General features: G+C 65.2%; 21 protein-coding genes and 1 pseudogene. 13 read left to right on the top strand and 9 right to left on the bottom strand.

What is annotated here, in order from left to right:
- Positions 1 to 125: 125 nt before the first annotated feature.
- From L8F45_RS09995 to L8F45_RS09960, 8 genes are all read left to right on the top strand, one after another.
- Positions 126 to 566: a PaaI family thioesterase gene (locus L8F45_RS09995; RefSeq protein ID WP_342362722.1), complete on the top strand. Its 441-nt coding sequence runs from the start codon at positions 126 to 128 to the stop codon at positions 564 to 566.
- Between the two features lie 177 nt (positions 567 to 743).
- Positions 744 to 1,223 (top strand): 50S ribosomal protein L13, encoded by a 480-nt coding sequence (gene rplM / locus L8F45_RS09990; protein WP_342362721.1) that lies wholly within the window; start codon positions 744 to 746, stop codon positions 1,221 to 1,223.
- Positions 1,223 to 1,708, top strand: coding sequence for a 30S ribosomal protein S9 (rpsI, locus tag L8F45_RS09985; protein WP_342362720.1), 486 nt, complete (start codon positions 1,223 to 1,225; stop codon positions 1,706 to 1,708). The genes rplM and rpsI overlap by 1 nt, the downstream gene beginning before the upstream one ends.
- A gap of 198 nt (positions 1,709 to 1,906) precedes the next feature.
- Positions 1,907 to 3,190, top strand: coding sequence for a cyclopropane fatty acid synthase (locus tag L8F45_RS09980; protein WP_342362719.1), 1,284 nt, complete (start codon positions 1,907 to 1,909; stop codon positions 3,188 to 3,190).
- Between the two features lie 213 nt (positions 3,191 to 3,403).
- Positions 3,404 to 3,892 carry a hypothetical protein gene (locus L8F45_RS09975; RefSeq protein WP_342362718.1) on the top strand — a complete coding sequence of 163 codons (489 nt, stop codon included), beginning with the start codon at positions 3,404 to 3,406 and terminating at the stop codon, positions 3,890 to 3,892.
- 83 nt (positions 3,893 to 3,975) lie between these two features.
- On the top strand, positions 3,976 to 4,386 hold the full coding sequence (locus L8F45_RS09970) for an NADH:ubiquinone oxidoreductase subunit NDUFA12 (RefSeq protein ID WP_342362717.1): 411 nt from the start codon (positions 3,976 to 3,978) through the stop codon (positions 4,384 to 4,386).
- A 97-nt stretch (positions 4,387 to 4,483) separates the two neighbouring features.
- Positions 4,484 to 4,792 (top strand): YkgJ family cysteine cluster protein, encoded by a 309-nt coding sequence (locus L8F45_RS09965; protein ID WP_342363410.1) that lies wholly within the window; start codon positions 4,484 to 4,486, stop codon positions 4,790 to 4,792.
- Positions 4,793 to 4,853: 61 nt separating this feature from the next.
- Positions 4,854 to 5,501 carry a DUF2155 domain-containing protein gene (locus L8F45_RS09960; RefSeq protein WP_342362716.1) on the top strand — a complete coding sequence of 216 codons (648 nt, stop codon included), beginning with the start codon at positions 4,854 to 4,856 and terminating at the stop codon, positions 5,499 to 5,501.
- Between the two features lie 3 nt (positions 5,502 to 5,504).
- Here L8F45_RS09960 and aat read toward each other — a convergent pair whose 3' ends face one another.
- From aat to accB, 4 genes are all read right to left on the bottom strand, one after another.
- On the bottom strand, positions 5,505 to 6,176 hold the full coding sequence (aat, locus tag L8F45_RS09955; RefSeq protein WP_342362715.1) for a leucyl/phenylalanyl-tRNA--protein transferase: 672 nt from the start codon (positions 6,174 to 6,176) through the stop codon (positions 5,505 to 5,507).
- Positions 6,177 to 6,212: 36 nt separating this feature from the next.
- A complete protein-coding gene (locus tag L8F45_RS09950) occupies positions 6,213 to 6,629 on the bottom strand; it encodes a hypothetical protein (protein ID WP_342362714.1) in 417 nt (138 codons plus the stop codon).
- Between the two features lie 94 nt (positions 6,630 to 6,723).
- Entirely contained in the window at positions 6,724 to 8,079 is a 1,356-nt protein-coding gene (accC, locus tag L8F45_RS09945) for an acetyl-CoA carboxylase biotin carboxylase subunit (protein ID WP_342362713.1), read from the bottom strand.
- A gap of 19 nt (positions 8,080 to 8,098) precedes the next feature.
- The gene (gene accB / locus L8F45_RS09940) at positions 8,099 to 8,572 is read right to left on the bottom strand and encodes an acetyl-CoA carboxylase biotin carboxyl carrier protein (RefSeq protein WP_342362712.1); all 474 of its coding nucleotides are present in this window, start codon (positions 8,570 to 8,572) and stop codon (positions 8,099 to 8,101) included.
- A gap of 271 nt (positions 8,573 to 8,843) precedes the next feature.
- On the opposite strand from accB, the gene L8F45_RS09935 reads away from it, so the two are divergent.
- From L8F45_RS09935 to L8F45_RS09925, 3 genes are all read left to right on the top strand, one after another.
- A complete protein-coding gene (locus tag L8F45_RS09935) occupies positions 8,844 to 9,335 on the top strand; it encodes a hypothetical protein (RefSeq protein ID WP_342362711.1) in 492 nt (163 codons plus the stop codon).
- A gap of 83 nt (positions 9,336 to 9,418) precedes the next feature.
- Entirely contained in the window at positions 9,419 to 9,907 is a 489-nt protein-coding gene (locus tag L8F45_RS09930) for a hypothetical protein (RefSeq protein WP_342362710.1), read from the top strand.
- A gap of 32 nt (positions 9,908 to 9,939) precedes the next feature.
- On the top strand, positions 9,940 to 10,518 hold the full coding sequence (locus tag L8F45_RS09925) for a hypothetical protein (protein ID WP_342362709.1): 579 nt from the start codon (positions 9,940 to 9,942) through the stop codon (positions 10,516 to 10,518).
- 135 nt (positions 10,519 to 10,653) lie between these two features.
- On the opposite strand, the gene L8F45_RS09920 is transcribed toward L8F45_RS09925, so the two are convergent.
- The gene (locus L8F45_RS09920; protein WP_342362708.1) at positions 10,654 to 11,436 is read right to left on the bottom strand and encodes a DsbA family protein; all 783 of its coding nucleotides are present in this window, start codon (positions 11,434 to 11,436) and stop codon (positions 10,654 to 10,656) included.
- 191 nt (positions 11,437 to 11,627) lie between these two features.
- On the opposite strand from L8F45_RS09920, the pseudogene L8F45_RS09915 reads away from it, so the two are divergent.
- A pseudogene (locus tag L8F45_RS09915) lies at positions 11,628 to 12,785 on the top strand (pyridoxal phosphate-dependent aminotransferase); the annotation flags it as partial.
- 50 nt (positions 12,786 to 12,835) lie between these two features.
- Here the strand turns inward: L8F45_RS09915 and L8F45_RS09910 are convergent.
- The 4 genes from L8F45_RS09910 to L8F45_RS09895 all read right to left on the bottom strand — a co-directional run bounded on the left by L8F45_RS09910 (position 12,836) and on the right by L8F45_RS09895 (position 19,670).
- Entirely contained in the window at positions 12,836 to 14,566 is a 1,731-nt protein-coding gene (locus L8F45_RS09910) for a pilus assembly protein TadG-related protein (protein WP_342362707.1), read from the bottom strand.
- Entirely contained in the window at positions 14,563 to 14,997 is a 435-nt protein-coding gene (locus tag L8F45_RS09905) for a TadE/TadG family type IV pilus assembly protein (protein ID WP_342362706.1), read from the bottom strand. The genes L8F45_RS09910 and L8F45_RS09905 overlap by 4 nt, the downstream gene beginning before the upstream one ends.
- Positions 14,998 to 15,104: 107 nt before the next feature.
- The gene (locus tag L8F45_RS09900) at positions 15,105 to 16,754 is read right to left on the bottom strand and encodes an acyl-CoA dehydrogenase family protein (protein ID WP_342362705.1); all 1,650 of its coding nucleotides are present in this window, start codon (positions 16,752 to 16,754) and stop codon (positions 15,105 to 15,107) included.
- Positions 16,755 to 16,844: 90 nt separating this feature from the next.
- Positions 16,845 to 19,670, bottom strand: coding sequence for an Rne/Rng family ribonuclease (locus L8F45_RS09895; RefSeq protein ID WP_342362704.1), 2,826 nt, complete (start codon positions 19,668 to 19,670; stop codon positions 16,845 to 16,847).
- 532 nt (positions 19,671 to 20,202) lie between these two features.
- Here L8F45_RS09895 and L8F45_RS09890 point away from each other — a divergent pair.
- The gene (locus L8F45_RS09890; protein WP_342362703.1) at positions 20,203 to 21,459 is read left to right on the top strand and encodes an N-acetylmuramoyl-L-alanine amidase; all 1,257 of its coding nucleotides are present in this window, start codon (positions 20,203 to 20,205) and stop codon (positions 21,457 to 21,459) included.
- Positions 21,460 to 21,600: the final 141 nt, after the last annotated feature.

Below are 21,600 nucleotides of genomic sequence, written 5' to 3'. Positions count from 1 at the left end.
GAAAAGTCGCCCGCGCGACCGCCACTATGGCTGCGCGGGTCAGGCTTGTCAGCTTCGCGGGAGGTGGGGTCGACAGCCAAAATCCAACCTGAAACATTTCGCGCACCCGATGGACTGCGCCTGACATGACCGAACTCGCCGCCGCCCGGATGACGCTCGCGGAGCTGGAAGAATTTCTCGAACGCGATTTTCCCCAGATGAACGCCGGCGGCAAAAGCCATTTCGTCGACGCCATCGGGGATCGCTTCGCGCGCATCCGCATGAGCTATCACGAAAGACATCTCAGGCCCGGCGGAACGATCTCCGGTCCCTCCATGTTCGCGCTGGCGGATTTCGCGCTCTATTGCGCCATCCTCGCCTCGATCGGGCCGGTGGCGCTCGCGGTGACCACAAGCATGAACATGAACTTCCTGCGCAAGCCCGCCCAGCGCGATCTCTTCGGCGAGGCGCGCCTGCTCAAACTCGGCCGGAGGCTGGCGGTAGGCGAAGTGATGCTACGCTCGGAAGGCGAGGAGGAGCTGGTCGCGCACGCCACGGGCACCTATTCCATCCCGCCGGATCGCTGATCGGATGCGGTATAATAATACCCCATACGCTAAGTCATTGTTTTATAGTCATTTGACGGACAACAGCGCGACAAGCTGCGGTTGACGGCTGATTTTTCGTCGCCTATAGGCCCGCCCACACCGCCGCGCCGCAAAGCGCGGCTTTCCTTTTCATCTCAAGGGGCAGGGGGTCCAGCCATGGCTGCTGCATTGACCACGGCGACACGCTCGCTGAAACCCGCCGAAGTCGAGAAGAAGTGGGTGATCGTCGACGCCAAGGGCCTGGTTGTGGGCCGTCTGGCGTCGGTCGTGGCGATGCGTCTGCGCGGCAAGCACAAGGCGAGCTACACCCCTCACGTCGACTGCGGCGACAACGTCATCGTCATCAACGCCGACAAGGTGGTCTTCACCGGCCGCAAGCGCGACCAGAAGGTTTACTACCACCACACCGGCTATATCGGCGGCATCAAGGAGCGGTCGGCGAAGTTCATTCTCGAAGGGCGCTTCCCCGAGCGCATCGTCGAGAAGGCTGTCGAGCGCATGTTGCCCCGCGGTCCCCTGTTCCGGAAGATTCTCGGCAATCTCCGCGTCTACAAGGGCGACGCCCATCCGCACGCCGCGCAGAACCCTGAGGCTCTCGACGTCGGCGCCATGAACTCCAAGAATGCGAGGGTCTGATGGCTGAGACACTCTCCTCACTCGCTGATCTCGGCTCCGCCGCGAAGCCGGCCGCCGTCGTTTCGGACGCGCCGCGTCACGTTCAGAAGCTCGACAAGCAGGGCCGCGCCTACGCCACCGGCAAGCGCAAGGACGCCGTCGCGCGCGTCTGGCTGAAGCGCGGCCCGGGCAAGATCATCATCAACGAGAAGCCGGTCGAGCAGTATTTCGCCCGCCCCGTGCTGCAGATGATCCTCAAGCAGCCGCTGCTGATCGCCAACCGTCTCGACCAGTACGACATCATCGTCGCGGTCGAGGGCGGCGGTCTCTCCGGTCAGGCCGGCGCCGTGCGCCACGGCCTGTCGAAGGCGCTGACCTACTACGAGCCGGAGCTTCGCAGCGTGCTCAAGAAGGAAGGCTTCCTGACCCGCGACAGCCGCGTGGTCGAGCGCAAGAAGTACGGCCGCGCCAAGGCGCGTCGCAGCTTCCAGTTCTCGAAGCGCTGATCGATTACGGCTTATGTCTTCGGAAGGGCGGCTCGCGAGAGCCGCCCTTTTCTTTTGCCAAAACAGGCGCATGCTTATTGGGTGCCGAAATCCCGCCAATTGCATTAAACATGGCAGGATTGCGGCTGGCGCCGCTGCGGAATGGAGATCGCGAACATTATCTTAAATGCAGATGCATGATTAAGCGGGGTCGCCCGGATGGACTGGCTTCTCGAGAAGGTTTTCACGTCGATCGTCAGATCGGGGCGCCTGATGGTGACCACGGCCGGCGGACGGACGATCGAATTCGGAGACGGATCGGGCCCGCCTCACGCGATCCGTTTCACCGGTTCGGCCGCGCAGCTCAAGGTCCTCCTCGATCCCGAGCTCCAGCTTGGCGAAGCCTTCATGGACGGCTCCCTCATCGTGGAGCAGGGCGCGCTGATCGACGTCCTCCGGCTTCTCAGCGACAATTATTATTCGCTTGGCGAGCCGCCCTGGTGGGCGCGGGCTCTCAGCGCGCTGCGTTATGGCTGGCGGCGGATCAGCCAGCTCAATGTGCGCAGCGCCTCGCAAAGGAATGTCGCGCATCACTATGATCTCGACGGCGGACTCTACAGCCTCTTCCTCGACGCCGACCGCCAATATAGCTGCGCCTATTTCGAGCGGCCGGATCAGTCGCTCGACGAGGCGCAACTCGCGAAGAAACGGCATCTCGCCGCGAAGCTCCTCGTCAAGCCGGGACAGCGCGTGCTTGACATCGGCTCGGGCTGGGGAGGGCTTGCGCTCTATCTCGCCGAAATCTGCAACGCGCAGCCGCGCGGCGTGACCTTGTCGAAGGAGCAGCTTGCGACGGCGAGCGAGCGCGCGCGGCAGAAGAATCTGACAGATCGCGTGAGGTTCGATCTGATCGACTATCGCGACATCCAGAGCGTCTATGACCGCATCGTGTCGGTCGGCATGTTCGAGCATGTCGGCGTCGGATTCTACGACGCCTATTTCCGGAAATGCGCCGAGATGCTGAAGGAAGACGGCGTCATGGTGCTGCATTCGATAGGCCGCAACGAGCCGCCGGGCGCGACCAATCCGTGGATTGCGAAATATATCTTCCCCGGCGGCTACATCCCGTCGCTGTCGGAAGTGCTGCCGGCGATCGAGCGCGCCGGTCTGATGGTGACCGATGTCGAAATCCTGCGGCTGCACTACGCCGAGACGCTGAAGGCGTGGCGCGAACGCTTCATGGCGCGGCGCGATGAGGCCGCGCGTCTCTATGACGAGCGCTTCTGCCGCATGTGGGAGTTCTATCTCGCGTCATCGGAGGCGGCGTTCCGCTCGCCGCGCAACGGGCTGATGGTGTTCCAGGTCCAGCTCGCCAAGAAGCATGGCGTCGTGCCCGTCACGCGCGACTACATCGCGGCCGAGGAAAATCGTCTGCGTTCGATCGAGCAGCTCAAGGGCGCGTCGACGGCGCGCCGGCCGCGTCTGCAGATCGCGGGCGAGTAGTCGGACCGCGCAAGAACGACTGGCTACGTAGGATATCTTAGTCGCGTCGCGCGAGCGCCTTCGGGCCGTGCGGCGCAACACTTCGTTAAGATTCGATGCGCACTATTTTGAATCAATCATCGGCGCCACGCCGACCCGATTCCACTAGCGGACCTCGTGAAGCCCCGGTCCGAAGAGAGGAATGGTCGCCCGGTCTGCACGATGCCAGCAGTCGTGACGCAACCTCGAGAGGTCGCCATGGACTGCATGACCATCCCCGTAATCGCCGCCCTTGCAGCATCCGGCGTGCCGATCTCCACCGCGGATGCGCCGAGCGCGCCGCGCGGCGCCATCACCATCGCGCAGCTCGATGAGACGGGCGAGATCGTCTCGGAGCGCTCGCAATCCTGCTCGTCGCTGACAGGCTGTCTCGCGCCGGTGCAGATCGGCCGCGTCGGGCTCGATCGCATTCGTCTGATCGTCAGGCCCGACGGCGCGTCCGGCATGCATGTGCATGCTGTCATCGAGGATGGGCGTGGCCGTGAATTCGATGCGCCGGCGCAGCGTCTCTGCTGGCGCTCGACGGGCATGGCGCGCGGCGAACTTCAGTTCAGGCCGTTGCGCGAACCCGGACCGACGCAGGGACTTCGTCTCTCCAAGATCGAAACAGACTCGTCAGCCGAGCCCGTCACGCTGGCGATCGCGATCACGCCGGGACTGTAAGCATCGACGCGCTGCGGCGCCGCGAATTCTGGACTCATGCGGCGCCCTCCGCCATAAGGCTCCGACGCTTGCGCGGACGAGCCATGAAAGACTTCCTGATTCATATCCTCACCTGGTGGAACGGCCAGACAGTCGGCACGCGGTTCCACACCTGGCGCTTTGGCGAGAAGGTCGGCGAGGACGAGTTCGGCAACGTCTATTACCGCACCGCCGGCGGCAAGCTCGACCCGGCGCTTGGCTTCGAGCGCCGCTGGGTGATCTACAAGGGCGAGGCCGACGCTTCGAAAATCCCCCCGGGATGGCATGGCTGGATGCATCACCGGACCGATACGCCGCCGTCGAAGGAGGATTACCGCCCGCGCGAATGGCAGCAGCCCCACAAGCCCAACATGACAGGGACGCCGGAGGCCTGGCGGCCCGCTGGCTCGTCGCTGACGGGCGGGGCGCGGCCGGCCGCGACCGGCGACTACAGCGCCTGGACGCCCGGCGCCTGACTTTCCGACCGCTTCCTCACGCGAAAGCAGTTTCTTGAAACAGAAGTATAACTGCCTGAAATGTCCGGGCTATTGCTGCAGCTATCCCGTCATCGCAGTGACCAGGCGGGACGTGGCGCGGCTGGCCCGGCATTTCGACATTTCGCCTGAGGCCGCGGAGAAGCGCTTCACCAAATCGGCGAGCGGTTATGACCGGGTGCTGCGCCGGCAGCGCGATGATCACTACGGCCATATCTGCCGCTTCTTCGACACCGACAAACGCCGCTGCACCGTCTACGAGGCGCGTCCGCAGATCTGCCGCGAATTTCCCGGCGAGGCGCGCTGCGGCTATTACGACTTCCTGACCTTCGAGCGCGAGCATCAGCGCGACCCGGAGCACGTCGCCACCACCAACAGCGCGCCATAGCCTCAACTCCTTTCACCGCCGGTCTTTTTCGCGCCGCGATCCGATGCTAACGGGCTCCCCCATGCGATTGATCTCTTTGCTGCGCGCGCCGATTCGGGCGTCTTTGGCCGCCCTGGCTTTGACCATCGCGGTTTCTGCGCCAGCGTTCGCCGACAAGATCAAGAATCCGACCGCCGTCTTCTCCGGCCTCGACAAGATCACCGGGCGCATCATCTCGTTCGAGGTGGCGATCGACGAAACCGTGCAGTTCGGCGCGCTGCAGCTCACGCCTCGCGTCTGCTATTCGCGCCCGCCGACGGAGCCGGCCAATTCGACCACCTTCGTCGAAGTCGACGAGGTCACCTTCGCGAACGAATATCGCCGCATCTTCACTGGCTGGATGTTCGCCGCGAGTCCCGGCATCTCCAGCATCGAGCACGCGATTTACGACATCTGGCTGACCGAGTGCAAAGGCGGCAAGGACATCATCCCCGAGCCGAAGGAGCCGGAGGTCGTCGCGGTTGCGCCGCGTCCGCAGGCGACTTTGCCGCAGCGCCAGCCCAACCAGAATACGGACGTCGCCCGCGCCGAACGACCGAAGATCGATGTGGCTCCGCAGCAGGGCGTCCTGGTGCAGCCGGTGGCGCCAGCGCGGCGCTTCTTCCCGACCTTCTCGTTCGGCGGCGGAGGCGGCGCGGGGCCTGATCTCAGCCGCGACTCCGGCCGCTAGAGTTCATTCTCCGCGCAGGATCGCGAGCGCCTCGGCGCCATTGATCGGCTCCGCTTCGCTCCATGTATCCGGCAGCGGGCGCGTGACGACGGCTTCCGCCAGCAATCTCTTGTAGCGCGCCCGCGAAATCTCGACGGCGCCGAGCGACGCGAGATGATCGGTGATGAATTGCGCGTCGAGCAGCCGGTAGCAACCGCGCCGCAGCCGCGCGACCAGATGGACGAGCGCCACTTTCGAGGCGTCGCTCGCGCGATGGAACATGCTCTCGCCGAAGAAGACGCCGCCGAGACTGACGCCATAAAGCCCGCCGACCAGCGCGTCATCGCGCCAGCATTCGATCGTATGCGCGTTCCCCTGATCGAACAGCGCGCGATAGAGCTGGCGAATGCGCGCATTGATCCAGGTGTTTGGCCTGTCGCTCTTCGCCTCGGCGCAGGCCGTGATCACGGCGTCGAAATCATGATCGACGCGGATGCGGAATCTGTCCTGCTTCACCGCCTTCGCCAGCGAACGCGACACGATCAGCCCGTCGAGCGGAATGATTCCGCGCGCCTTCGGCTCGACCCAGTAAAGTCCGGGATCGTCGGCGCTCTCCGCCATGGGAAAGACGCCGGCGGCGTAGGCGCGAAGCAGAATATCGGGAGTGATCGAGACGGCTTCTTCGGAGCGGCTCATCGATCCGTCATCGCCAAGCGAGTCACGCGCCCGCGCTCATTTCTCGGCGCTGACATTCTGGCCGCGCGTATGCCATCGGTAGGCGCTGTCGAGCTTCATGCAATAGATGCCGCGCAGCACGCTGCGCCTGGTTGGCGCATTCGGCCACCACGCCGCCAGCGAAACGCGCATGCAGCCGTCGGCGAGTTTTTCACTCTCCGCCGTGACATGCGGCATTTGTGGATAATCCGAGAGATAGCGTGACTTGCGGCTCTCGCCGCCGGCGCCGAGCACGCCGAGCGCCGTCTGCGCGATGGCGGAGAAGGCGCGCTCGTCAAAGCCCTGCGCCGCGAACGCGCTTTCGAGGAGACGGAGCGTCTCCTCCTCGAATTTCGGCGAGATCGGCGTCACCGCCGCAGCGCCTGTGGCGATCAGCGCGCCGAGAAGGCCAAGGAAAGGCGCGATTCTTCTCATTCGCCGAGGCGTTCCGGAGCGGAAGGTCGTCATGCCCCATGTGAAGCACGGAACATGCGGAGGCTTCAACCGCTTCGACGCCCGCCCGCCGGACTCACGCTTCGATCGGCGGCTCGGTCGCGAGAAACTGCTCGAGCCAGTGAATGTCGTAAGCGCCGTTCTGGATATCGGGGTTGCGCACCAGCGTGCGGAACAGGGGCAGCGTCGTCTGAATGCCGTCGACGACGAATTCGTCGAGCGCGCGCCTGAGGCGCATCAGGCATTCGTTGCGCGTGCGCCCGGTGACGATCAGTTTGCCGACAAGTGAATCATAATTCGGCGGAATGCGATAACCCTGATAGGCGGCGGAATCGACGCGGACGCCAAGGCCGCCTGGCGGATGATAGGATTTGATTTGTCCCGGCGAGGGCGCGAAGCTGCGCGGATTTTCCGCGTTGATGCGGCACTCGATCGCGTGTCCGGCGATCTTCACATCGTCCTGGCGGATGGTGAGCTTCGCGCCTGCCGCGATCTTGATCTGCTCATGCACGAGATCGACGCCGGTGATCATCTCGGTGACGGGATGCTCGACCTGAATGCGGGTGTTCATCTCGATGAAGTAGAATTTGCCGTCTTCGTAAAGGAACTCGACGGTGCCGGCGCCGAGATAGCCGAGCTCGCGCATCGCCTTGGCGCAGATTTCGCCGATATCCTCGCGCATGCCGAGATTGAGGGCGGGCGAGGGGCCTTCCTCCCACACTTTCTGGTGACGACGCTGCAGCGAACAGTCGCGCTCGCCGAGATGGATCGCGTTGCCTTGGCCGTCGCCCAGCACCTGGATCTCGATGTGGCGCGGCTTCTCCAGATATTTCTCGATATAGACCGCGTCGTCGCCGAAATTCGCCTTGGCTTCGGTGCGCGCGGTCGCAAGCGCGACGGACATATCAGCCGCGTTCCGCACGACTTTCATGCCCTTCCCGCCGCCGCCGGAGGCAGCCTTGATGATGACGGGAAAGCCGATCTCGCTGGCGATGCGCAAGGCCTCGTCGTCGTCGGAAACGCCGCCCTCCGAACCGGGAACGCAGGGGATGCCGAGACGCTTCGCCGTGCGCTTGGCCTCGATCTTGTCGCCCATGCTGCGGATGTGATCGGCGCGCGGACCGATGAAGACGATCTTGTGCGCGTCGAGCATCTCCGCGAAGCGCGCATTCTCGGACAGGAAGCCGTAGCCCGGATGCACCGCGTCGGCGCCGGTGATTTCGCAGGCGGCGATGAGCGCCGGAATGTTGAGATAGGAGTCGCGCGCCGGCGGCGGGCCGATGCAGACGCTCTCGTCGGCGAGGCGCACATGCATCGCGTCGGCGTCGGCGGTCGAATGCACCGCGACCGTCTGGATGCCGAGCTCTTTCGCCGCGCGCAGGACGCGGAGCGCGATCTCGCCGCGATTGGCGATCAGGATCTTGTCGAACATGATGCGGTTCCGCCCCGCGTCACTCGATCACGCACATCGGCTCGTCATATTCGACCGGCTGGCCGTCATCGACGAAAATGGCGCTCACGACGCCGGCCTTGGGCGCGACGATGTCGTTGAAGGTCTTCATGGCCTCGACGAGGAAGAGGCGGTCGCCCGCCTTCACGCTCGAACCCACATCGACGAACGCCTTGGCGTCGGGCGAGGGACGGCGATAGGCGGTGCCGACCATCGGCGACTTCACCGCGCCGGGATGGTCTTTCAGATTGGCGGCCGCCGGCGGGGCGGCGACGACAGGAGCGGACGCGGCCGCAACGGGGGCGGCGGCGACCGGCGCAGCCAGGACGGTGGCCGGAGCTGCGACTGTTACCGTGCGGGCCACCCTGATCTTCAGGTCGCCCTTTTCGACCTCGATCTCCGACAAGCCGGTTTCGCTGACCAGCAGCGCCAGCTCGCGGACGAATTCGGTATCGATGGGGCTCTGTTTGGCCATTGAGAAGATCCTGGACGGATTATGGACGCCGGCGAGCCGTCGGGGCCTGCTTCGGATCGCACGGGATCGTCGCCCGGCCTGCGGCGGGCGTTTCGAAACCGGAAAAGGCGATGCGGGGAAGGGCGGGCACGAGGCTCAGGCGGATGAAGGTCCGGCGCTTATAGGCGGGGCGTTCGGAAAGGGGAAGGAGGGCGCGGCCGGGTGCGGCCGCGCCCCTTGTCCGCCCACGACGCCTGTGAATATCGCTTTCGCAACCTGCCGGAAATCGCCGATGCCGCCGTTACGCCGCTGCTCCTTCGCTCTCCTGCCGCTCGCGGCGGCCTCCGGCGCGGCGTTCGCCGCCGCGCCCCGCTTCGGCTGCTATGAGCGGATCTATTCGGCCGTCGAAACCGCCGGCGATCCCGGTCAGGCCGTGCGCCACATGACCGTGCGCGTAGGCCGCCCGCAAATCGGCGATCCCGAGCAAGGCTTCACCGCCGGCATCGACATCGCCGTCTACTTTTTCGATCGCAAATCCCGCTGGAGCACAGGCGGCGGATGCGTGAAGAAAGGCGGAGCGCTTGAATGTGGCTTCGACGGCGATCATGGCTGGGTGATCGCGCGCGCCGCCGGCGACCGCCTGCGCCTGGAGATTCCAAATTATATCGCGCTTGGCGCCGACGAGCCCGAAGGCGACGTCAATCTCGTGAAGCTCGGAGGCGGCGCCCATCGAATATCTATTCTTCAGCGCGCCGCCCCGTCGGCCTGCGCGACCAAACGATAGAGAGCCGCGCGCAGCGTGCGTCGCCACACTTTACCGCCGTCATTTGCCCCTTAGAGGCGCGGCCGAGGCTCGGGGGTAAACTCATGACATTTCGCGCGCATATCCGCATCGCGACTGCGCTTGTCCTGTTGGCGCCCGTCGCCGCTGCGGCTGAGACCGCGGCCTTCGGCTGCTACGAGCGCATCTACACGGCTGATCATCTCGCGAAGAATCCCGCTCAATCCGTGCGGCGCATCGCGGTCGACATCAGCAAATTCGATGGCGACGCCGACCTCGGATATCGGGCGCAGGCCGGGCTCATCGCGCAGTTCACGAATGACAAGCGGCAATGGTCGGCCGGCGGCGGCTGCAAGGCTGAAGGAGACGCTCTTTCCTGCGGTTTGGACGGCGATGCCGGACGCGCGGTGCTGAAAGCCGATCGCGCCGGGCTCCGGCTCGAAATTCCTGATTATGTCGCGTTCGAAGCCGATGCGCCGGGCGGGGACCTCGATCATCGCGCCGCGCGAGGACCTGCGCATCGCGTGTTTCTCCTGGCGCGCGCCGACAAGAAGGCGTGCGAGCTGAAGAACTGAATGGGCTCGCCCCTCTGCCACAGGACTTCGTGATGTCGATGAAACTGCTTCTGACAGGCGCCGCCTGCGCCGCAATGAGTTTCGCAACTCTCGTCTCATCGGCCGCTGCGCAGAGCGCGCCGGCTGATCAACTCAAATCAGGCGAGCGCGCCTGCTATGGCGCATCGCTGGGAAAAGCTGATCTTGCGCGCGCGCCGAAAGGCGCGATCAGCGAAGTCCTGGTCGAACTGCATCGCGAACTGCTCAATGGCGCCGACGATACCGTATGGGGCGCCTTGCATGTGCGCCTGAAGGGCGCCGGCAAATCCGCCTTCGTCAAGGACGGCTGCCAGAAGCAGCAGGACGGCTCGTTGCGTTGTTCGATCGCCTGCGACGGCGGCGCCTTCATGATCTCGAACGCTGGCGACGGCGCCATCTCGCTTGCAGTCGGTGAGGACGGCGTACGCGTGAGAACCTGCGGCTCGTCGCTGAAGCAACTGGGAACAGCGCTCCTGAAGCCTGCGGATATCGCTATTGCATCAAAGCTGACGCCGCGGCCGGCGTCGCAATGCCGCCAGCCAATGGCGCGCTTCGAGAAGCTTCTTGAAAAAGAAGAAGCGGGGATCGACTAGATCACGCTGCACTTTGATTGAATCAATCAAAGTGCAGGAACGTGATCGATTCTAAAAGTTTAGAGCATGGCTTTTGCAGCGCGAACGCTAGCGTTCGTCGCGGAAAAACCGGTTCCCACTTTTTCGCGCCATGCTCTAGCAGGTCGCCTTGCCGCACTGGCGCACGGCCTTGATCGCGTCGCGCATCGGCTGTTCGCCGACCGCGCCTGCGATCACCTCGTCGCCGACGACGAAGGCCGGCGTGCCGTTGATCGCCAGCGCTTCCGCGATCTGCATCGTGTATTGGAAATCGCCCGCGATCGCCGGGCTTTCCGCTTCCGCCGCGATCTTCACGGGATCGAGCCCCATCTCCTTCGCGACTTCGAGCGCGCGATCCTTGCCGACGCGGCCGCGACTGCCCATGACGCGGACGTGATATTCGAAGAATTTTTCGCCCTTCAGATAGGGCTTCACCGCGGCGGCGATCTTCGACGCCTCAACGGAGTCGGGCCCGAGGATGGGGAAGTCGCGCAGCACCACCTTGAGCCTGGGGTCGCTCTTCACCAGCGCCTGCATGTCGGCGAGCGACTTCTTGCAGTAGCCGCAATTGTAATCGAAGAATTCGACGAGTGTGACATCTCCCTTGGGATTGCCGACGATGGTCGATCCCTTCTCGCTGATGAGAGCCGGACCCTGCTCCTCCAGCGCCTTCTTCTGGGCGACGCGCTCGGCGTCGCGCTGGCGCGTCTCAAGTTCAACGAGAGCCTCGCGCAGCACCTCCGGATTCTTCATGAGGTAATCCTTGATGATCGCCTCGATGGCGAGCTTCTGCGCCGGGTTGAAGCTCTGGGCCGGCGCGCTCTGCTGGGCGAAGGCGCCGCCGCTCAGGGCGAGCGCCGCCGAAAAGGCGAGGGCGGCGAAAGAGGATTTCAGGAACATGGGCGTCTCTTGGCTCGGACCGCTTGAGCTAAGCCGATGGTTCTCAACGGTCAATGAAGGGGAAAGTCGCTGGAATGCGGCTTGGCCGGGGATCACGGCAAGGTGATGGCGCGTCAGCGCTTTTCGCTCGGCGCTTTCCGCGCCTCGCCATCCGCGCTATGCGCGCCCGTCGATCCCCACATCCGCCGCCCATGCGCTCGCCCGATTCCGCCCCGCCGATCTCCAGCCTCGCCGCGCAGGTCGATCCCTTCATCGTCATGGATGTGATGTCAGCGGCCGCGCGCATCGAGGCGGCAGGCGGCAAGGTGACGCATATGGAAGTCGGCCAGCCCTCGGCCCCGACGCCCGCCAGCATCCGCGCCGCTGCGGCGCGCGCGCTCGAAGATGGCCGCATCGGCTACACCGAGGCGCTCGGCGTGCCCTCGCTGCGCGAGCGCATCGCGCGCCATTATCGCGATGCCTACGGCGTCCATGTTCCTGCAAGCCGCGTCGTGGTCACCACGGGATCGTCGGGCGGCTTCCTGCTCGCATTCCTCGCCTGCTTCGAGCCCGGCGCGCGCGTCGCGATCACGGCGCCGGGATATCCCGCCTATCGCAATATTCTGGTCGCGCTCGGACTGGAGCCCGTCGCGATCGAGGTGGACGCGGCGAGCCGCTATGTCCTGACGCCTGACCTCATCAGGCGCGCCCATACGGAGAAGCCGCTTGCCGGCGTGCTCACCATGAGCCCGGCCAATCCGACCGGCGTCGTGATGGATCGCTCTGCGATCGCCGCCGTGTCGGCCGAATGCAAGCGTCTGGGCATTTGGTACATTTCCGACGAGATCTATCACGGCCTCACTTATGATCAGCCGGCGACGACGGCGCTTGCGGTCGACGATGACGCCGTGATCGTGAACTCGTTCTCGAAATATTACTGCATGACTGGCTGGCGCGTCGGTTGGCTCGTGCTGCCGGAGCGGTTGGTGCGCGTCGTCGAGCGGCTGCAGCAGAATTTCTCGATCTCGGTGCCGTTTCTCAGCCAGGTCGCCGCCGAAGCCGCGTTCGACGCGAAGGAGGAGTGCGAGGCGATCAAGGCGACCTACGCCGCCAATCGCGCCTGTCTCCTGAGCGAGCTGCCAAAGATCGGCGTCACCGATTTCTTTCCCGTCGACGGCGCCTTCTACATCTACGCCGATGTCGGCCGCTTCACCAACGACTCCATGCAGTTCTGCCGCGACGTGCTGGAGAAGGCGGGCGTCGCGATCACGCCGGGACTCGATTTCGACGCGCGGCGCGGTTCGCGCACGGTGCGTCTGTCGTTCGCGGGATCGATGCAGGATTGCCGTGACACGATTGAAAAATCGGCCGCTATCTCGCCGGAGCGCGATAGCGGCCAGTTGCGCAGGCGCGCGAGGTATCAGTTGACGAGAACGCCGCCGTCGCAGCGCACACCATTCGCCCAGACGTCGGCTTCGCCAAGCCCGATCCCGAGCGTCGTGAGAATATTGGACAGCAGCGTGTCGACTGACGGCGTCACGGGCTGGATCAGCGCCACCACGGATTTCGTGAGCAGCGTAAGATCGATCAGCGGGATGCCCGCGACCTGCGTCTTCAACTGGAGATCGCCGAGCAGCTTCGTCGTCAGCGACGTCGTGAAATCGCGCGTCCTGACCGTCTGATATTTTCCGTTGCGGATATCGTCGACCGTGTAGGTCAGCCGGTCGTAAGCGATGTTGCTCATCGTCGCATGGGCGCGGCCGGTCACGGTGACGCCGAGCAGCGAGACGAGCTGCGCGGCTGGCGGGTTGACCGGCGAGGTCATGTTCGTGAACTGCGCCATGCCGACATCGCCGATCCAGGCGTCGACGACGCCCGGCCGCGCATCGATATCGACGCGCGTGTCCGCGGGATTGGCGCGACAGCGCACATTGGCGAGCCGCGCATCCGCCGCAGCCAGCTCGACATAGACGGGGAGGCGGATTCCCGCTGGCAGCGCTCCATTGCCGAGCAGCTTGATTTCGAGCAGGAGCCGCGTCTGCGCCGTATGCGCTTCCGCGCCGGCGCGGCCGATCCCGAGCCATACGCCTTTCACAGGTCTTTCGCCAATGCCGAGCGTCAGTGTCGCGCTCGCAATGCCCGGCAGCGACACGCCGAGATTGACCGCGACCTGTCGCGTTCCGTTGGCGAGCTGCGCGCTCGTGGTGAGAAGCGAAAGCGCATCGAATTGAGCTGCGACCGCGGGCCCTGTTCCGATCGCGCTTGTTCCCCGCGGACCGAGATCGATGATGTCGCGCAGCTTCACCGAAAGCTTCGCTGCGCCGTTCGACGACGCGATCTTGCGCAGCGCATTGGCGGCGCTTGTCTGGCCCGTCTTCGCCAGAATGTTCGCCGCAGCGGAGTACGTCTTCCCGACGACGCCGTTCGCTTCGAGCAGATTGTTGTAACTCCCGGCGCGGATATTCAATTCGTCGCCGAGCGCATCGAGAAACGGGAACATCTCGATCTTCGCCGTCGCCAGCGCGTTGTAGTCCATTACGGACAGACTGACGCTGGTTCCCAGCAGGCCCGAGAGGATGGCGTTGGCGACGCCGCCGTCGAGCTTCACGAGGCGCGATCCCACGGAAAAAGCGGCCGATGTCGCGGTTGAGGCGGTGCTCGTCACCTGATAGCTCGCCGCCGATTGGCCTGTGATGGCGCGGCCGAAGAAAAGCGATGCATCGCGCGTCATCGTCACGCGCAAGGCGTTCGCGACATTCGCATCCGAGGGCTGGAAGCGCTGCTTCACCGGGATCGAGGCGTCGGCGGTGTAGATTCCCGGCGTCATCTGCAGCGCGCTCATGATGACGTCGCCGCCGCCATTTCCCTTGCTCTGGCCGTCGAAACCGAAGCCGTTCTCGGCGAGATTGGCTTTCACGATATCGGAATAGTTGGGCAGGCTTCCGGCGCCGGCGATGGCGGCCAGATCGACCGCGGCCTGGGCGCGGCGCTTGGTGTAATAAAGCCAGCCGACATCGACGGCGAGAGCGCCTGCGCCGAGGATCGCAGTCATCGAGGCGGCGACCATGATCGTCGTCGCGCCGCGGCGGTCGCGACGAAAATCGCGCGCGGATGAAAAGACGCGTTGAAGCGAGCGGGCGATCGGCATCATGCGCCTCCCTTGCGGATGACCGAGCTGCGCGTGATGTGGTTTGGCGGCTGCGGCAGAATCGCGCCGAACGCGTCGAGCCCGAGATGAGTCGCGTCGTAGGTGACGGTGATGATGTAACGATCGCTTGCGGTGGGATCGGTCGCGGCGCGCACCTGCAGATATTGCCGGTCCAGAAGGCCATAGTTGGAGATCGTGCCGTTGATCTGCGCCTTCGCGAGCTGCTCGCGCTCGACGTCAGTCAGGCCGGCGATGCTGGCGCGGCTTGCCTCGGCGACGATCTGCTGCAAGCCGTGCAGCGTCGCGAAATAGAGTCCGTAGACGAAGATGCCGCAGAGCATCAGCAGAAGAATCGGCGCGATGATGGCGAATTCGATCGCCGCGACGCCGCGCGCGTCGCGCTGGAGTTTGCGCAGTTTCGCCGCCTTGATCATGGGATTCTCCCGATCATCGGCAGGCTTATGGGGCGATAGTTTATAAGGCCGGGATAAGCGGCGATGCGCGCGCAGGTTGCGTCGGGAGGCGATCTTTTAGGGGCGCGTCAGTTTGCGAGAGGAATCGCGCCGCGCGCCAGCGCGCCCGTATCGACGCCGGACGGCAGGTCGCCGAAATGTCCCGACCATTCGCCGCCCAATCGCGCCGCGACAAAGGCGTCCGCCGTCGCGTGATCGGCGTGACGGATCAGCAGGCTCGCAGAAAGCAGAAGCGCGAGCCTTTCGACAAAGCGTCGCGCCTGCCCCTCTTGCCGCGCGAGGTCAGTGAAGTCGTCTTTCAGTTTGTCGAGCGCTGTGTCGTAACGCTCGTCGCCGCCGCGCGCCGCGCCGAGTTCACCAAGCAGAGCGGGAGCGCAATCAGGCTCGCGCTGCATCGAGCGCAGCACGTCGAGGCAGATCACATTGCCGGAACCTTCCCACACGCCGTTCAGCGGCGCTTCGCGATAGAGCCGCGCCATCACATGGTCTTCGATGAAGCCGTTGCCGCCATGGCATTCGAGCGCCTCGACGACGACCTGCGGGCTGCGCTTGCAGATCCAGTATTTCGCGATCGGCGCGGCGATCCGATTGATCAGCCGCTCCTGCGGGTCGGTCTCGGCGCGATCGAGCGCTGCGGCAACGCGCATGCAGAGCCATGCGGCCGCGTCGGTTTCAACAGCGAGATCGGCGAGCACATTCTGCATGATCGGCTGATCGATCAGCGCGCGCTGGAAGGCGCGGCGATGCTGACAATGATGCGCCGCCTGATTGAGCGCCTGCCGCATCAGGGCGGCCGATGAGATCGCGCAGTCGATGCGCGTGAGATGGCCCATTTCGAGGATCGCAGCGATCCCCCGGCCTTCCTCGCCGACGAGTTTGCCGATCGCGCCGCGAAACTCCACCTCCGATGAGGCGTTCGACTTGTTGCCGCACTTGTCCTTCAGCCGCTGGACGGCGAGACGGTTGCGCGATCCGTCCTCCAGCCAGCCCGGACAGACGAAGCAGGACACGCCTTTCTCCGTGCGCGCGAGCGTGAGGAACACGTCGGAGTGCGGCACGGAGAAGAACCATTTGTGCCCGACGATCGACCATGTTCCGTCGCCGTTCGAGGTCGCTGTCGTCTGCGTCTGGCGAAGATCGGAGCCGCCCTGTTTCTCCGTCATCGCCATGCCGCAGGTCGCGCCTGTCTTGTCCGCTGCGCGCATCTGGCGCTTGTCGTAGCGCGCCGAAAGCAGACGGCCGCGCCATTCGCGCGAAATATCGGGATCGCTGTCGATGACCGGCAGCGAGGCGTAAGTCATCAGGATTGGACACATGATGCCGGTCTCGCCCTGGTTCCAGAGGTAGGCGAGGGCGGAGCGCGCGACATGCGCGCCGCGGCGCTTCTCGGTCCAGGCGAGCGAATGCGGTTCGTCGGCGATCGCAGCCGACATCAATTCATGCCAGGCGGGATGGAACTCGATCTGGTCGATGCGATTGCCGAAGCGGTCGTGCGTGCGCAACTCCGGCGTGTTGCGATTCGCCTGCCGCGCCCATTCCTGCACTTGCGCCGAGCCGGCCTTGCCGCCGGCGCGCGTGAATTTCTCCTCGGCCCAGCCTGCATCGAACGTCGCGACGATGCGTTGCAGCGTGCGGTCTGCGCCATAGACGTTGAAATCGACGAGCGGCGGCGGCTGGTTGAGGACCTCGTGCGTCGCGTAGGCGTAATCGTCGCGCATGCCGGCGTTTCCCATTTTCCCGCATGATGACCAAGCGGGAGGACGACGGCAAATTGACGACGCGCCGGAGCGCGTCGTCAGCAGTCCGGATTATTCTCCGCCGAGCGCCTGCTTCGCCTTGGCCCACCATCCGCCCTTCTTGGGCGCGGCGGGGTCGGCGGCGTTCACCTTGTAGGCGTCGGGATTGGAGGTGACAGGCGCGCGCGGCGCGGGCTTGGCCGTCTCAGGCTCGGGCTCAGGCGTCGGCGCCGCGACGGGGGCCGGCGCTTCGACGACGGGCGCAGCCGCGATATCGTTTGCGACAGGCGCAGCCGCCGCTTCCGACGCGCCGACATTCACCGGCGTCGTCTCCGCTGCGTCGTTTTCTGAAGCCGTCGCCCAGGCGATCGCGGGCTCGCCGCCGCCCTCATCCGCAACGGACTCGGCCGCGTTGTTGTTGGCGGCGTGAGCCGGCTGCTCCTGATCGCCGTAGCGATCGCGGCGATCGCGGCGTCCGCCCCGGCGTCCACGACGGCGGCGACGGCCGTCATCACTCCGCTCGGAACGATCATCCGCGCGCGTCTCGCCGTCCTGCTCCTCGCCGCCTTCTGCGTCCGCATCGGCATCGGCGTCGTCCTCGGATTCGTCGGAGTCGCGCGCTTCATCTGAAGAGGCGAGGGAGGGCTGATCGCCCTGCGGACCACGATCGCCGCGTCCGCGACGACGACGGCGCCTGCGACGGCGACCGCCTTCGCGCTCGCCATCCCGTTCGCGGGCTTCCGCGTCCTGGCCTTCGGATTCGCGCTCTTCCTCGCTGTCCTCGGCGCGCTCGTCCTCGGCCTCGTCTTCGTCCTCTTCCTCGACGAAATCGTCCTCTTCCTCTTCGGGCTCGGCTGGCGCCGGCTCCATCTTGACGACGACGCGCAGGCTCTCGGGGATCATGTCGCCCTTCTCGATGAGATGGGTCTTGCCCGCGCCGAGATGATCGTCGAGCTGAATGGTGATCGTGACGCCGAAGCGCTGCTCGATGGCGCGCAGATGGGCGCGCTTGGCGTTGAGCAGATAGACCGCGACATTCGTCGGCGCGCGCACGATCAGGTTGAACGCGTTCGACCGGATGAGCTGGTCTTCGAGAATGCGCAGGATCTGCAGCGCGACCGAGTGCGGCGCGCGCATATGGCCCGAGCCGCCGCAATGCGGGCAGATGATGCTCGAGGATTCGACGACGCCGGTGCGCAGCCGCTGGCGCGACATTTCGAGCAGGCCGAAGGGCGAGATGCGCCCGACCTGAATGCGCGCGCGATCATTCTTCAGCGCTTCCTTGACCCGCTTCTCGACCGCCCGGTTGTTGCGCCTTTCCTCCATGTCGATGAAGTCGATGACGATCAGGCCCGCAAGGTCGCGCAGCCTCAATTGGCGCGCCACCTCGTCGGCGGCTTCGAGATTGGTCTTGAGCGCCGTGTCCTCGATATTGTGCTCGCGCGTCGAGCGGCCCGAGTTCACGTCGATCGCGACCAAAGCTTCGGCCTGATTGATGACGAGATAACCGCCCGACTTCAGCGTCACCTGGTTCGAGAACATGGCGTCGAGCTGCTGCTCGACCCCGAAGCGGGCGAAGAGCGGCGTCGGTTCGCGATAGGTGCGGACCTGCTTCGCATGGCTCGGCATGAGCATGCGCATGAAGTCCTTGGCCTCGCGATGGCCTTCCTCGCCGGCGACGAAAATCTCGTCGATGTCGCGGCTGTAGAGGTCGCGGATCGAACGCTTGATCAGAGAACCCTCTTCATAGACGAGGGCGGGCGCCGTCGATTCCAGCGTCAGTTCGCGCACGCTCTCCCACATGCGCAGGAGATATTCGAAGTCGCGCTTGATCTCGCTCCTGGTGCGCGACGCGCCGGCCGTGCGCAGGATGATTCCCATCCCCTCCGGCACTTCCAGGTCCTGCACCAGCTCCTTCAACCGCTTGCGGTCCTGCGCGCTGGTGATCTTGCGCGACACGCCGCCGCCGCGCGCGGTGTTCGGCATAAGCACGGAATAACGGCCGGCGAGCGAGAGATAGGTGGTCAGCGCCGCGCCCTTGGTGCCGCGCTCTTCCTTGGCGACCTGCACCAGCAGAATCTGACGGCGCTTGATGACTTCCTGAATCTTGTAATGACGGCGGGCGTGGCGGGGACGCTCCGGCATTTCCTCCATGGCGTCGCCGCCAAGCTGCTCGACCGTGTCCTCTTCGTCCTCCTCGGAGGATTCCTCATCATCCTCGTCTTCGTCGTCCTCTTCGGACTCGTCCTCAGAGGCTTCTGCGTCCGCCTCCGTCTCGTCGTCGGCGCGCTGTTCGTCGGACTCCGGAGACTGAGCGTGCGTCTCCGCGGGCTGCGCCTCGACAGAGCTCTCGGCTCCCTCACTCGCTTCGGATCCGAGCTTGCCCTCGGCGTCTGCCGCGCCGCCCTCGAAGGGCTGCTGGCCCTCAGCCGCAGCCGCCTGCTCCACCGCCGGAGACTCGATCTCGGCGGCGACGATTTCGCCCATCGCCGCGCCTTCCGCCGGCGTCTCGCCGGATTCGGTCGCTTCGACGGACGGGCCGGCGACGCGGTCCTGCTGATGGCGACGGCGACGATTGCGGTGCTCGGAGCGGCGCGCCTGCTCGCGCTCGTAGCGCTCCTCGTCCTCGATCAGCGCCTGACGGTCGGCGACCGGGATCTGGTAGTAGTCGGGATGGATTTCCGAGAAGGCGAGAAAGCCATGGCGATTGCCGCCATATTCGACGAAGGCGGCCTGCAGCGACGGTTCGACGCGCGTGACTTTGGCGAGATAGATGTTGCCGCGAAGCGGCTTGCGGGACGCGGATTCGAAATCGAATTCTTCGACGCGGTTACCGCGAGTGACGACGACCCGGGTCTCTTCCGGATGCGTCGCGTCGATGAGCATTTTGTTGGCCATGGGCGGACCTCTTTGGGGCGCGCGCCTGGGCTCTTCCGTTGTCTGGCGTGATGCGGGTCATGGCCGAGCCTCGCGCAATGAGGGCGATGGCTCGGGGTCACGGGTCGCTGAATTCGACAGGAATAGGAGAAGCTCGGCGGCGCCGGTGGATATGAGCGATGGGGCGCTGCAGGTGAAAACAAATTCGGCGGCGTCAGAACCGCAAGCGACCGCCCGTAACGCCCTGGCTTCGCCCTTCGGCGACCAATCCCGGCGATGCGAACGCGCGTGTAAGTTCATCGACACCTCAGAGGGAGCGCATCGGCTCCGCATGGCGGCCTGGCCCGTCCGGACCGGTCGCCTGCCGCGGCTCACGCCTTTGAAGTTCCTCGCGAACCCTCGGCTCGACTCAAGGATATGGGGTCGTGTTCCGCAATAAATAGTCCATACGGGCTCGGCTTGGCCTTGGCAAGATTTCCGGGAAAGGGCTTTCCCGGCCCTTGGCAAGGCGGCCGATCATGTATCGTTAACCATGACGTCGCCAAATGCGAGCATGCGCCGATCCGGTCCCCGATCCCCGCTGCGCCCGTTCGCGCGCGCCCTGAGCGCGGCGCTGGCGCTGCTGGCGCTGGCGGCCGGGGCGGCGGCGACGCCGCCGGCATGGCGCCGCTTCGCCCAGGCCGCGAATCTGCCGGCCAGCCCGGCCGCGCCCGTCGCCTACGACGCCGAGGTCCAGAATGCGGACGGCGGTTCGACGCTCCTGATCCGGCTGTCGCGCCCGGTCGACGTGTCAGCCTTCCTTCTCGAAAGGCCCGATCGGGTGATCGTCGATCTGCCCGAGGTCAATTTCCAGCTCCGCGACGACGCAGGCGCCAAATCAAGCGGGCTGATCCGTTCGTTCCGATTCGGCCTGTTCAGCGCCGGCAAATCCCGCATCGTCATCGACCTCGCCCAGCCGGCGAGCGCGGACGCGCGGGTCGAGACGATTGGCGAGCAGAGGTATGCGAGCCTCTTAATCAAGCTCGCCCGGATCGATCGCGCCTCATTCGCGCGCGCTGCGCGCGAGCCCCTGCGCACCGCCTCGATCGCGCCGCCCGCAGCTCCTCCCGCTCCCGATCCGCGCCCTTTGCTGGTGATTGATCCCGGCCATGGCGGCGTCGACCCCGGAGCCCGCGCCAGGAACGGCATGTACGAGAAGACGATCGTCTTCGACGTCGCCCGCGCTTTGAAGGAAAAGCTCGTCGCCACAGGACGTTACAGGGTTTCGATGACGCGCGATGACGACGTGTTCGTGTCGCTCGCAGACCGCGTGAAGTTCGCGCGGCGATCGCAGGCGGACCTGATGATTTCGCTCCACGCCGATGCGCTGACCGGCGACGATGGGGTGCGAGGCGCTTCTATTTACACCGGCTCCGATAAAGCCTCCGACGCCTATGCCGCGCGGCTGGCGGAATCGGAAAATCGCTCGGACAGCGCCGCTGGCGCCGACACGGCGACGGAACTGATCGATGATGTGAACGACATCCTCTCCGATCTGACCCGGCGCGAGACGCGCGCCTTTTCCCATCGCTTTGCACAGGCGCTGGCCGGGGGGCTGGGAGCGGCGCTGCCGATGCACAAAACGCCTCTGAAATCGGCCGGCTTTCGCGTCCTGATGGCGCCTGACGTTCCCTCCGTGCTGATCGAACTCGGCTATCTCACCAACGCCAGGGACATCACGGTCTTGACCTCGCCTGAGGGGCGGGCCAAGGCGGGCGATGCGATCCTGGCCTCGATCGACGCGTATTTCGCGCGCCGGGGACGGCCGTGACGGTCAGCGCCTTGTTTCGAACATGCTTTTGCGTCACGCGCCGGTGGCGGATCGGCATGATGTCGCGTATCATGGGCTATTCCGTCGTTTGATGCTTTTGGGCGCGCTCTCAGGGGGCGGGAGCGCGAAGCGGACAAGGTG

It is taken from the genome of Terrirubrum flagellatum, assembly GCF_022059845.1.
Lineage (GTDB): Bacteria > Pseudomonadota > Alphaproteobacteria > Rhizobiales > Beijerinckiaceae > Terrirubrum > Terrirubrum flagellatum.
The sequence above is the reverse complement of the archived record's forward strand: the minus strand, read 5'-3'. Positions and strand labels throughout refer to the sequence as shown.